The 12067-nt window shown below is 58.4% G+C and carries 11 protein-coding genes; 1 reads left to right on the top strand and 10 read right to left on the bottom strand.

What is annotated here, in order from left to right; genetic code table 11:
- Positions 1 to 99: 99 nt before the first annotated feature.
- The 10 genes from dacA to leuS form a co-directional block, all read right to left on the bottom strand.
- Entirely contained in the window at positions 100 to 1311 is a 1212-nt protein-coding gene (gene dacA / locus J1C59_RS13640; protein ID WP_128084109.1) for a D-alanyl-D-alanine carboxypeptidase DacA, read from the bottom strand.
- A 132-nt stretch (positions 1312 to 1443) separates the two neighbouring features.
- Positions 1444 to 2532 (bottom strand): endolytic peptidoglycan transglycosylase RlpA, encoded by a 1089-nt coding sequence (gene rlpA, locus J1C59_RS13635; protein WP_140917137.1) that lies wholly within the window; start codon positions 2530 to 2532, stop codon positions 1444 to 1446.
- A 10-nt stretch (positions 2533 to 2542) separates the two neighbouring features.
- Positions 2543 to 3655: a peptidoglycan glycosyltransferase MrdB gene (mrdB, locus tag J1C59_RS13630; protein ID WP_111139041.1), complete on the bottom strand. Its 1113-nt coding sequence runs from the start codon at positions 3653 to 3655 to the stop codon at positions 2543 to 2545.
- Positions 3656 to 3663: 8 nt separating this feature from the next.
- A complete protein-coding gene (mrdA, locus tag J1C59_RS13625) occupies positions 3664 to 5568 on the bottom strand; it encodes a peptidoglycan DD-transpeptidase MrdA (protein ID WP_111139025.1) in 1905 nt (634 codons plus the stop codon).
- A gap of 34 nt (positions 5569 to 5602) precedes the next feature.
- Entirely contained in the window at positions 5603 to 6073 is a 471-nt protein-coding gene (rlmH, locus tag J1C59_RS13620) for a 23S rRNA (pseudouridine(1915)-N(3))-methyltransferase RlmH (RefSeq protein WP_111139026.1), read from the bottom strand.
- A 3-nt stretch (positions 6074 to 6076) separates the two neighbouring features.
- A complete protein-coding gene (gene rsfS, locus J1C59_RS13615; protein ID WP_111139027.1) occupies positions 6077 to 6394 on the bottom strand; it encodes a ribosome silencing factor in 318 nt (105 codons plus the stop codon).
- Between the two features lie 92 nt (positions 6395 to 6486).
- Complete coding sequence (nadD, locus tag J1C59_RS13610) at positions 6487 to 7131, bottom strand: nicotinate-nucleotide adenylyltransferase (RefSeq protein ID WP_111139028.1); 645 nt, start codon at positions 7129 to 7131, stop codon at positions 6487 to 6489.
- Complete coding sequence (gene holA, locus J1C59_RS13605) at positions 7124 to 8155, bottom strand: DNA polymerase III subunit delta (RefSeq protein ID WP_128086252.1); 1032 nt, start codon at positions 8153 to 8155, stop codon at positions 7124 to 7126. The genes nadD and holA overlap by 8 nt, the downstream gene beginning before the upstream one ends.
- Positions 8152 to 8751 (bottom strand): LPS assembly lipoprotein LptE, encoded by a 600-nt coding sequence (gene lptE, locus J1C59_RS13600; protein WP_111139030.1) that lies wholly within the window; start codon positions 8749 to 8751, stop codon positions 8152 to 8154. Before lptE ends, holA begins: the two co-directional genes overlap by 4 nt.
- Before the next feature lie 14 nt (positions 8752 to 8765).
- Entirely contained in the window at positions 8766 to 11348 is a 2583-nt protein-coding gene (leuS, locus tag J1C59_RS13595) for a leucine--tRNA ligase (RefSeq protein ID WP_128086251.1), read from the bottom strand.
- Positions 11349 to 11570: 222 nt separating this feature from the next.
- Between leuS and J1C59_RS13590 the strand changes: the two genes are divergently transcribed.
- Positions 11571 to 12053 (top strand): zinc ribbon-containing protein, encoded by a 483-nt coding sequence (locus J1C59_RS13590; RefSeq protein WP_111139032.1) that lies wholly within the window; start codon positions 11571 to 11573, stop codon positions 12051 to 12053.
- The last annotated feature ends 14 nt before the right edge of the window (positions 12054 to 12067 follow it).

Genomic DNA, 12067 nt, shown 5'->3' with positions numbered 1-12067 from the left:
TTTTCTCCGGTGCATAAAAAACAGGCTCCCGCCTGGGCGGGAGCATCATAATATCTGGTAATGGGGGCGAAGGGGTGATTTTTCAATCACCCGCCAGGCTTAACCGAACCAGTGGTGGAACATCAGCTTGATGTAATCCACGATACGGCCAAAGAAGCCGCCTTCCGACACTTCGTTCAGCACCACCAGCGGACGCTGTTCGATAGTCTTGCCATCCAGCTGGAAGTTGATGCTGCCGACGACCTGATTTTTCTTCAGCGGCGCATGCAGCTCCGTGTTGGTCAGCACATAGCTGGCTTTCAGATCTTTCATCCGGCCACGCGGGATGGTCAGGTAAGCATCTTTCTCCACACCCAGCTGCACACGGTCGTTATCGCCGAACCAGACCGGCTCAGAGGCAAACTCTTTGCCCGCTTTCAGTGGCGCAACGGTTTCGAAGAAACGGAAGCCCCAGGTAAGCAGTTTCTTGCTCTCGGTTTCACGACCTTTGAAAGTATGGCCGCCCATTACGGCAGAAATCAGGCGCATCTGGCCTTCGGTCGCCGACGCCACCAGGTTATACCCTGCGGAGTTGGTGTGACCGGTTTTGATGCCGTCTACGTTCAGGTTGGTATCCCACAGCAGACCATTACGGTTCATCTGACGGATATTGTTGAAGGTAAATTCCTTCTCTTTGTAGATGGCGTACTCATCCGGCACGTCACGGATCAGCGCCTGACCGATCAGCGCCATGTCGCGCGCGGAGCTGTACTGCCCTTCGGCGTCCAGACCGTGTACGGTGCCGAAGTGGGTGTTCTGCAGGCCGATCGCTTTCACGTAGTTGTTCATCAGGTTAACGAACGCATCCTGGCTGCCGGCAACGTAGTCCGCCATGGCAACACAGGCGTCGTTACCGGACTGCAGCACGATCCCACGGGTCAGCTGAGAAACCGGTACGCGGTCGCCTGGCTTCAGGAACATCAGGGAGGAGCCCTTGAACACCGGGTTACCGGTCGCCCAGGCATCCGGGCCGACGGTGACCATATCGTCCTGATGAATTTTGCCCGCTTTTACGGCCTGGCCAATGACATAGCTGGTCATCATCTTGGTCAGACTGGCAGGATCGCGGCGCGCATCGGCATTTTTCTCAGCCAGCACTTTGCCCGAGTTGTAGTCGATAAGGACATACGCTTCGGCATCAATGTCCGGTACGCCCGGAATCATGGTCTTGAGATTGACGTCATCAGCAATAGCAGCATGGCTGAGAGAGAAGGCGATCAGTGATCCCACTGTCAGGCGTTTCAGCAAACGAGATGATTTCAGCGTGTTCATGTGTAGGACTACAACATCCGTGAGTTTAAGGTTAAAAAATGTCACTCATCATACCCAATGCCAGTTCATCTGGCACCGGGCGTGATGATTGGGTTGTTAGCAGACGTAACGTGCAGCGGTCTGATTAACGATTCAGCGACGCGTATTAGTAATAAATGAGGCGGTCTGCCCCTCACTGCTCAGGCGCTGTTGCAGGGCTGCCGCTTCGGCGCGGGAAGCATAGCCGCCGAGCTGGACGCGATAGACATTGTTGCCTGCCTCTTCGACCTTGCCGGGCACGCCATAACGCTGGCTCAGGCTTTTCATCATCTGACGCGCGCGGGCCGGATCGTTCAGCGCACCCACCTGAACCACATAGCCTGCGGCTTCACCGCTGCTGGCGGCGGGCGCACTGCTGGCGGCAGAGGCCGCCGCCGGTGCGGCTACGGCGGCAGGGGCCGCAGCAGGCGGTTCACTGCCTTCCAGCACGCCATTCGCTAAGGGCTGAGGCGCGCCAAGGAAGCCGCTGCTCTGAACCGGGGCACCCATGTTGTCACTGCTCTGCAGCGTGCTGTTGCTGATGGCATCGACATTCTGCGCCGGTGGCTCAGCGTTAGCCGCGCTGCCGCCGTTCATCACGTTACCACCGCTCAGGTCCGGACGTGCCGGCAGCGAGTAGCTCTGTTTGGCGACCACGGTGCCGATGGTGCCGGGGCCAGAGAGCGTGCCGTCCGGCGCGACGCTGATGTAGTCGACCCGCACGCGCGAATTGTTGGAAATGTTCAGACGGTCACCCGCTGCCCGCGACAGGTCGATAATGCGGCCCGGCGTATAGGGGCCGCGATCGTTGACGCGCACCACAATCTGACGACCGTTCGCCATGTTCGTGACCCGCACATAACTCGGCAGCGGCAGAGTAGGGTGAGCGGCGGTCAGCGCATCGGGATCGTAGGCTTCGCCGGTGGCGGTGCGGTTGCCCTGCGCCTCTTCACCGTACCAGGCGGCGATGCCGATTTCGCTGTAGTTCGACGGATCCTTGATGATGCGGTAATTTTTGCCGTTTACGCTGTAATCCTGGCTGGTGCCCGGATTGACCGGCTCATAACGTGGCTCAACGCCTGGGATCTCCACGATCGGTCCATTGTAAGCCGGTTGCGGCGGCGCCGTATTTTGGGGTTCCGGCGTGGTACAGGCCGCCAGAACCAGTGATGCCAGTGCAACGCCAAGCCATTCCTTACGCATCTGCAGCCTCTTAGACACTTTTAGATAACATTTTTCGGTGAGTGTGGATCGACATCACAATGCCAAATCCCGCCATAAGCACGATCAGTGCGGAGCCGCCATAACTGACCAGCGGCAGCGGTACGCCAACCACCGGTAAGATACCACTAACCATGCCAATGTTAACGAAAACATAAACGAATAAAATCAGCATCAAACCCCCGGCCATGACCCGGCCAAAGGTGGTCTGCGCGCGGGCCGCCACCACCAGTCCGCGCATAATCAGCAGCAGATAAAGCAGCAGCAGCAGCAGGACCCCCACCAGACCTAACTCTTCGGCCAGAACCGCGAAGATAAAGTCGGTGTGACGTTCCGGTAAAAACTCCAGCTGGGACTGGGTGCCCTGCAGCCAGCCTTTGCCGCGCAGTCCGCCCGAGCCGATGGCGATTTTCGACTGGATGATGTGATACCCGGCGCCCAGCGGGTCGGTTTCCGGATCGAGCAGCATCATCACGCGGTCGCGCTGATAATCGTGCATCAGGAAGAACCACAGGATCGGGATAAAGGCCGCAACCAGCAGCACCGCTACGCCGATCAGTTTCCAGCTCATGCCGGAGAGGAAGAGCACAAACAGACCGGAGGCGGCCACCAGAATCGAGGTGCCGAGATCGGGCTGAGCGGCGACCAGCAGGGTAGGGACAAAGATCAGCAGCAGCGCAATGCCGGTGTTTTTCAGCGTCGGCGGGCAGACGTCACGGTTAATAAAGCGTGCCACCATCAGCGGCACCGCAATCTTGGCGATTTCCGAGGGCTGGAAACGGACAAAGCCGAGATCCAGCCAGCGCTGCGCACCTTTACTGATCTGCCCGAAGGCATCGACCGCCACCAGCAGGATGACGCAGACGATATAGAGATAGGGCGCCCAGCCTTCGTATACGCGCGGTGGCACCTGCGCCAGCACAATCATGATCACCAGACCCATCGCGATCTGGCCCAGCTTACGCTCCATCATGCCAGGGTCCTGACCACTGGCACTCCAGATCACCACGGCGCTGTAGGTCAGCAGGCCGAGAATGATCAGCATAAAGAGCGGATCGATGTGGATGCGCATCCAGATCGATCGTTTCTGCGGACTATCTTGCATCGACATGTTTATTCACCTTCATAACCGGGCGGCACAGGTGCTGCGTCCGGCAGGACTGTATTGTTATCACCCAGCATGATGTGATCCAGAATCTGGCGCATCACGGTGCCGACAGCCGGACCGGCGCCACCGTTTTCCAGGATAATGGTCACGGCGACCCGAGGCTTATCAAAGGGGGCAAACGCGGTCATCAGTTTATGGTCGCGTAATCGTTCAGCAATCCTGTGCGCGTTATAGGTTTCGTTCTCTTTCAGGCCAAAGACCTGCGCCGTACCGGACTTGGCGGCAATTTTATAGGGCGCATCAGCAAAACTCTTGTGCGCAGTACCGTTGGGCCGGTTCGCCACGCCATACATGCCATCTTTGGCGATTTCCCAGAAGCCAGAGTGGATATCGCCGATCGGCGCTTCAGGCGGCTGGCGATAGGGCACCAGGGTGCGGCCTTCGCGGGTCGCCCGCAGCATGTGCGGCACTTTGACCACGCCGTCGTTGATCAGAATCATCATCGCTTTGTTCATCTGCAGCGGGGTGGCTGTCCAGTAACCCTGGCCGATCCCCACCGGAATGGTATCACCCTGATACCACGGCTTTTTAAAGCGTCTCATCTTCCAGTCGCGTGTCGGCATGTTACCGGCACTCTCCTGCGGCAGGTCGATGCCGGTGCGGCTGCCGTAGCCAAATTTATTCATCCACTCCGACAGGCGGTCGATACCCATGTCATAGGCGACCTGATAGAAGAAGGTATCGGCGGACTCTTCGAGCGCCTTGGTGACGTTCAGACGGCCGTGGCCCCATTTCTTCCAGTCGCGGAACCGTTTTTCGGAGCCGGGTAACTGCCACCAGCCGGGATCGAACAGGCTGGTATTGCGGTTAATGACGCCTGCACTCATGGCGGAGACGGCCACATAAGGTTTCACCGTCGAGGCGGGCGGGTAGGCGGCCTGAATCGCACGGTTATAGAGCGGACGGTTTTCATCTTCCAGCAGGCCGCGGTAATCCTTACTGGAGATGCCATCAACAAATAAGTTGGCATCGTAGCTGGGCGTGGAAACCATCGCGAGGATTTCACCGGTGCGCGGATCGCTGACGACCACCGCCGCGCGACTGCCCGCCAGCAGCGTCTCGATATACTGCTGCAGTTTCAGGTCGATAGTCAGATAGATGTCGCGGCCAGCCTGCGGCGACTCCTCGTGCAGCTGACGGATCACCCGACCCCGGTTGTTGACCTCTACCTCTTCAAAGCCGGTTTTGCCGTGCAGTAAATCCTCATAATAGGCTTCGATCCCGAGCTTGCCGATATCGTGGGTATCGGCATAGTTGGCCATCTTGCCCTCTTTGTCGAGGCGGGCCACGTCGCGGTCGTTAATCTTGGAGACGTAGCCGACAACGTGGGTCAGCGTAGCGCCATAAGGGTAGTAGCGGCGCTGATAGCCTCTGACTTCCACGCCGGGAAAGCGGTACTGATTCACCGCAAAGCGCGCCACCTGAACCTCATTCAGACCCGTCTTGATCGGGATCGAGGTAAAGCGCGGCGCACGTTTGCGCTCTTTCTGGAAATTCTCGAGGTCATCATCCGTCAGCTCGAGAATCGGCCGCAGATTTTCCAGCGTCTCCTGCAGGTTATCGACTTTTTGCGGAACCAGCTCGGCCCGATAGATGGTACGGTTCAGCGCCAGCGGCGTGCCGGTACGATCGTAGATAATGCCGCGACTGGGCGCGACAGGCACCAGTTTGATGCGGTTCTGGTTGGAGCGGGTGCTGTAATCATCAAAGCGAAGGATCTGCAGATGGTAAAGGTTAACCACCAGGATTGAAGAGAGCAGTAAGATGCCGACGAAGGCGATAAACGCCCGACGGACAAAGAGTTTCTGTTCGGCGCTGTAATCGCGAAAGGCGTTGCTTTGTAATTTCATCCGCTACTTGTCATGTCTGAAGTGGGCTGATCGGTCATTCACGATGATAAGGATGATTTGTCGTCACACTCCAGGCGCGATAGAGACTTTCCGCTACCAGCACGCGCACCAGCGGATGGGGCAACGTCAATGCTGACAGCGACCAGCTCTGCTCTGCCGCGGCTTTGCAGGCAGGGGCCAGGCCTTCAGGCCCGCCAATCAGCAGGCTGACATCGCGACCATCCAGCTTCCAGCGCTCGAGCTGCTGCGCCAGCTGCGGGGTTTCCCACGGATGTCCGGGAATATCCAGCGTCACGATGCGATTACCTTTGCCGACCGCCGCCAGCATCGCTTCGCCCTCTTTTTCAAGAATGCGTCTGATGTCGGCATTTTTACCGCGTTTTCCCGCGGTCACTTCGGTCAGCTCAAGCGGCATATCTTTCGGGAAGCGGCGCAGATACTCCATGAAACCGGTCTGCACCCAGTCGGGCATTTTTGTGCCGACGGCAACAAGTTGCAGTTTCACCGATTAGCTCCAGAGTTTTTCCAGCTCATACAGCTGGCGACTCTCTTCCTGCATCACATGCACGATCACATCACCGAGATCGACCACCACCCAGTCTGCCGCGCTTTTGCCTTCGATACCCAGTGGCATCAGGCCCGCTAAACGGGATTCCTGCTCAACGTGTTCTGCGATAGAGGTCACATGACGCGTCGAGGTCCCGGTGCAGATGATCATGAAGTCGGTGATGCTGGATTTGCCCTGAACGTCGATGGTGACAATGTCCTGGCCTTTGAGATCATCAATCTTATCAATAACGAACTCTTGGAGTGCTTTACCTTGCAAAAGGTTCCCCTTGAAATCTGGTAGTAACGAGCCGGCTGTAAGCCCGGAGAGTGCAGCCAAAAAATTAAGCGGCGCAGTATAGCATGCCTGGATCAGTCGCGATATAAGCCTTCGCGGTCGATATAATCGATAACCGACGCCGGCAGCAGATCGCCGCAGGGCTGGTTCTGATGGCGACGGCGGCGAATTTCGGTCGCCGAAATATCATAGAGTGGGGTGTCCGCCAGCCAGATATGGCCTGCGGGTTGTTCATGCAGCTGCCGGATATCGCGGGTGACATGGCGATCGAGCCAGTGCTGCATCGCTGGCGTGTCGAACCGGGTCGCGTAGCCGGGACGCTGGCAGACCAGCAGATGGCAGAGTGACAGCAGATCCTGCCAGCGATGCCATTTTGCCAGGCTCAGCAGCGAATCCTGACCGATGATAAATCCCAGGGGCTGTGTGGCACCGCGCTCCGCGCGCCAGCTCTCCAGCGTCGTTACCGTCCAGGAGGGGGTGTCGCGCTGCAGCTCGCGGGTGTCGACGTCAAACAGGGGCAGGTCGCGGATTGCGCAGCGCAGCATCGCCACCCGCTGCGCCGCCGTCGCTTCCGGCTGTGGCCGGTGCGGCGGCACATTGTTGGGCAGCAGCGTCACGCGCTGCAGACCGGTCTGCTGAGCCAGCGCCTCGACCGGACGCAGATGACCAAAATGGATGGGATCGAAGGTGCCGCCAAACAGCGCGTGTAGCTCAGACATGGGCGAAGCTCGTCGGGAAAGCACGGCTGCTGAGCAGCAGCGTCAGGGTCTGTAACTGCGGCCAGACCGACTGGCCATAATCCTGCTTCAGGGTGATCTCAATCTGACTCAGCAGATGGATAGCCCGTTGCAGGCGCGTCCCCTCCAGTCGCTGCAGGGCATCGGTAAACAGCGTACGGCGGTTCTGCCAGATACGCTGCTGATCCATCAGCGTGCGCAGCGGCTGTTCATGCTGATGGCGCTGCAGATGCAGCAGCGTCAGCAGATCGCGCTGCAGCGTGCGCAGCAGAATCACGACTTCGCTCTCCTCTTTTTCCAGCTGATGCAGGATATGCAGGGCGCGACGGCTCTTGCCCGCCAGAAGGGCATCGACCCAGTGGAACGGCGTGAAGTGCGCCGCATCGCTGACCGCCTCTTCCACCCGGGGCAGGGTCAGTTTGCCGTCGGGCCACTGCAGTGAAAGCCGCTCCAGCGCCTGCGCCAGTGCCAGCAGATTGCCTTCATAGCAGTAACACAGCAGCTGGATAGCCGCATCATCCACCGACAGTTTCTGAGCCTTAGCGCGATTAGCGACCCAGCGCGGCAGTTGCGCCTGGTCCGGCGTCTGGCAGGGCACCAGCACCGCGGAGGCGGACAACGCTTTGAACCAGGCGCTGTTCTCCTGCGCTTTGGTGAGCTTTGGCATCCGGCAGATCAGCAGAATATCGGCGTGCAGCAGCTGAGCGAGCTTTACCAGCTGCTCGGCCATCGCGGCGTTGGGGCCATTATCGGGGAACTGTAGCGTCATGGTCTGACGCTGGGCAAACAGGCTCAGGGACTGGCAGCTGACGAACAGGCTCTCCCAGTCGGTCTGGGCGTCCAGTGTAAAACTGAAATGCTCTTCGAAGCCCTGCGCGGTGGCAGCGCTGCGGATCGCATCTGAACTTTCCTGCAACAGCAGCGGTTCATTGCCCGCTAACAAATAACAGGCGCGCAGCCCCTCACGGAGCTGCGCGCTGAGTTGCTCAGGATAAATCCTGATCATTGCAGGCTGGTAGCCGAGGACGACGGCGCTTCCTGCGAACGCTGACCCGGCACCGGAATCACGGAAGCCGGTAAGGTCTCTTTGCTGTTCATCTGCGCGGCATGCACCGTCAGCAGCTTACGGACCAGCTGTTCGGCAGCACGCTGACGCATCTCCTGCGCGATCAGATCCTGCTCGGCATCTTTCGCCAGCGCCGCGTTCGGGTTATCGAAGAACGAGCGATAAACCGTGGTGCTGATAGGGTAGAGGCCTTTGCCCGGCAGCAGAACCTGCGCCGTCAGGGTCATGACCATCTGGTACTCCGCAGAGGTGCCGCTGATAAAGACCGAGGCGGTGTTTCGTCCCTGCGCCTCAGGGCCCAGACGCAGCGTCGGAATATCGGTGCGATTCTGCTTGCTGTCCTCAACAATGGTGACATTGTTGATACGCAGCTGCTGACGTACCGTGCGCGCCAGCGGACCATAGGGATCGCCGGATGAAACAATCAGCGTCTTCAGTTCGCTGGGCACCTGCGTGGTGCCGCGCGGATGAAAACCACAGCCGGCGGTGATCACCACCGCCAGCATGACAAACAGCCTGATAATCGGATGTCGCACAGTTCCTCCTGAACTTAACCTACGACCAGGTTAAGCAGTTTGCCCGGTACATAAATGACTTTACGGATAGTCACGCCGTCCAGATACTTCGCCACCAGATGCTCCTGGGCAGCGCGTGCCTGAACCTGTTCCTGCGTGGCATCGGCTGGTACGGTAATCTTGCCGCGCACTTTGCCGTTCACCTGCACCACGACCAGCAGTGAATCTTCAACCATAGCGGCTTCATCCGCAACCGGCCAGCTCGCGTCGTCGATGGTGCCTTCACCGCCCAGCGTCTGCCACAGAACATAGCAGGCGTGTGGGGTAAACGGATAGAGCAGACGCACGACCGCCAGCAGCGCTTCCTGCATCAGGGCGCGATCCTGTTCGCTCTCCTGCGGCGCGCGGGTCAGTTTGTTCATCAGCTCCATGATCGCCGCAATCGCGGTGTTGAAGGTCTGACGACGACCAATGTCATCCGCCACCTTGGCGATGGTTTTGTGCAGATCGCGACGCAGCGATTTCTGCTCGTCGTTCAGGCTGTTCACATCCAGCGCCACGGTCGCACCCTGCTGGGTGTGTTCGTAGATCAGTTTCCAGACACGTTTCAGGAAGCGGTTCGCCCCTTCAACGCCTGATTCCTGCCACTCCAGCGTCATATCCGCCGGTGATGCGAACATCATGAACAGACGCACGGTGTCCGCGCCGTAACGCTCAACCATCAGCTGCGGGTCGATGCCGTTGTTTTTCGACTTCGACATTTTGCTCATGCCCGCATACACCACTTCGCGGCCCTGTTTGTCGGTCGCTTTGACAATGCGGCCTTTCTCGTCGCGCTCAACCTCTACGTCAACCGGTGATACCCAGTTGCGTTCGCCGTTGGCGCCAGAGTAGTAGAAGGCATCAGCCAGCACCATGCCCTGACACAGCAGACGTTTAGCCGGCTCATCAGAGTTCACCAGGCCCGCGTCACGCAGCAGCTTGTGGAAGAAGCGGAAGTACATCAGGTGCATGATGGCGTGTTCGATCCCGCCGACATACTGATCGACCGGCAGCCAGTAGTTGGCCGCAGCCGGATCCAGCATGCCCTCTTTGTAACTGGCGCAGGTATAACGCGCGTAGTACCAGGAGGACTCCATAAAGGTGTCGAAGGTGTCAGTTTCGCGCAGCGCAGGCTGACCGTTGACCGTGGTCTTCGCCCACTCCGGATCGGCTTTGATCGGGCTGGTAATGCCGTCCATCACCACATCTTCCGGCAGGATCACCGGCAGCTGATCGTCCGGTGCTGGCATCACGGTGCCATCTTCCAGCGTCACCATCGGGATAGGAGCACCCCAGTAGCGCTGACGGGAGACACCCCAGTCGCGCAGGCGATAGTTAACTTTGCGTACGCCCACGCCTTTGGCGGCCAGCGAGTCCGCAATGGCGTTGAAACCTGCCGCGTGATCCAGTCCGTTGAATTCACCGGAGTTGAACAGCGCACCTTTGTCGGTCATCGCCGCGGCGCTGACGTCAGGGATAGAGCCATCCAGATTGAGGACGACCGGCTTAATCGGCAGATCATATTTGGTGGCGAACTCCCAGTCGCGCTGGTCGTGCGCCGGAACGGCCATCACGGCGCCGGTGCCATATTCCATCAGCACAAAGTTAGCCACCCAGACCGGGAGCTGTTCGCCGGTCAGCGGATGCGTCACCGCCAGACCGGTCGCCATGCCTTTCTTCTCCATGGTGGCCATATCGGCTTCGGCCACTTTGGTATTGCGGCATTCAGCGATAAAGTCAGCCAGCGCAGGGTTGTTCACCGACGCCTGGGTAGCCAGCGGATGACCGGCAGCCACGGCCACATAGGTCGCACCGATAAAGGTGTCCGGACGGGTGGTGTAGACGGTGACCTGCTCTTCGCTGTTGGTGACGTCGAAGGTGATCTCAACGCCTTCGGAGCGGCCGATCCAGTTACGCTGCATGGTTTTGACCTGTTCAGGCCACTCTTCCAGCGTATCCAGATCGTTCAGCAGCTCTTCCGCGTAATCGGTGATTTTGATAAACCACTGCGGGATCTCTTTGCGCTCAACTTTGCTGTCGCAGCGCCAGCAGCAGCCATCGATGACCTGCTCGTTCGCCAGCACCGTCTGATCGTTCGGGCACCAGTTCACGGCGGAGGTCTTTTTATAAACCAGGCCTTTTTCATACAGTCTGGCAAAGAACCACTGTTCCCAGCGATAGTATTCTGGCTGGCAGGTCGCGAGTTCACGATTCCAGTCATAGCCAAAGCCCAGCAGCTTGAGCTGGTTCTTCATATAGGCGATGTTGTCGTAGGTCCACGGAGCCGGAGCAGTGTTATTTTTAACCGCCGCGCCCTCTGCAGGCAGGCCGAAAGCATCCCAGCCGATAGGCTGGAGGACGTTTTTGCCGAGCATGCGCTGATAACGCGCGATTACGTCGCCGATGGTGTAGTTACGAACGTGGCCCATGTGCAGGCGGCCAGAAGGATAGGGCAGCATGGAGAGGCAGTAGTACTTCTCTTTCCCTTCCTGCTCAGTCACTTTAAACGTTTCGTTTTCATCCCAGTGCTGCTGCACACGGGATTCAATCTCTTCCGGGCGGTATTGCTCTTGCATGGCTGCCTGTGGTCCTTTGTGAATAACATTTTTCTGGCTCTAAGATCCGCATAGCATACCCATAAGGCCGCATCTCAACAACACTTCCCACTTTGGCGGCGACGATTTCTGCGGAAAGCGTCAGCGCTCTCACTCTTTTGTAATTCACTGTACAGACGACACGGCAACAGCCACATTGCGACTAAACTTACTTCAGCGAGGGTCTGCATAAAGGAGAATAAAATGAATAAAGTGGCTCAGGAATATCGCGAGTCGTTAGCCGTGTTGACCGAGCGTCTTCGTCAGGGCGATCGTAACCTTGATGAACTGATTGCCGGACGGCGACAGCAGCTGATGGCGCGCGAAACGTTAACGGAAGCGGAGATTGATCAGGCGCTGAGTTCCGTACGCCGCGATCTGGGGGAGTTTGCACGCAGTTATACCGATGTCGAAGAGCCGCTGGCGGATTCGCTGTTTATGCGCATTATCCGCGAGAGTGTCTGGAAAGAGCTGGCGGATATCACCGATAAAAGTCAGCTGGAGTGGCGCGAGGTCTTTCAGGATCTGCATCACCACGGGGTGTATCAGAGCGGAGAAGTGGTAGGGCTGGGCAATCTGGTGTGTGAAAAGTGTCAGTTTACCCGCGCTATTTACACGCCTGAAACCCTGTCGCGCTGCCCGGAGTGCGGCCACGATCAGTTCCAGCGTCAGCCATTTGAGCCCTGACAGGATTGCGTGAA

Source organism: Pantoea deleyi (assembly GCF_022647325.1).
Classification (GTDB): domain Bacteria; phylum Pseudomonadota; class Gammaproteobacteria; order Enterobacterales; family Enterobacteriaceae; genus Pantoea; species Pantoea deleyi.
This window is presented reverse-complemented; position numbering and strand designations above follow the sequence as displayed.

Coding starts and splice junctions, on each gene's coding strand:
- dacA (WP_128084109.1), bottom strand. CDS start 1,311: ATGAACACGCTGAAATCATCTCGTTTGCTGAAACGCCTGACAGTGGGA.
- rlpA (WP_140917137.1), bottom strand. CDS start 2,532: ATGCGTAAGGAATGGCTTGGCGTTGCACTGGCATCACTGGTTCTGGCG.
- mrdB (WP_111139041.1), bottom strand. CDS start 3,655: ATGCAAGATAGTCCGCAGAAACGATCGATCTGGATGCGCATCCACATC.
- mrdA (WP_111139025.1), bottom strand. CDS start 5,568: ATGAAATTACAAAGCAACGCCTTTCGCGATTACAGCGCCGAACAGAAA.
- nadD (WP_111139028.1), bottom strand. CDS start 7,131: ATGTCTGAGCTACACGCGCTGTTTGGCGGCACCTTCGATCCCATCCAT.
- holA (WP_128086252.1), bottom strand. CDS start 8,155: ATGATCAGGATTTATCCTGAGCAACTCAGCGCGCAGCTCCGTGAGGGG.
- leuS (WP_128086251.1), bottom strand. CDS start 11,348: ATGCAAGAGCAATACCGCCCGGAAGAGATTGAATCCCGTGTGCAGCAG.
- J1C59_RS13590 (WP_111139032.1), top strand. CDS start 11,571: ATGAATAAAGTGGCTCAGGAATATCGCGAGTCGTTAGCCGTGTTGACC.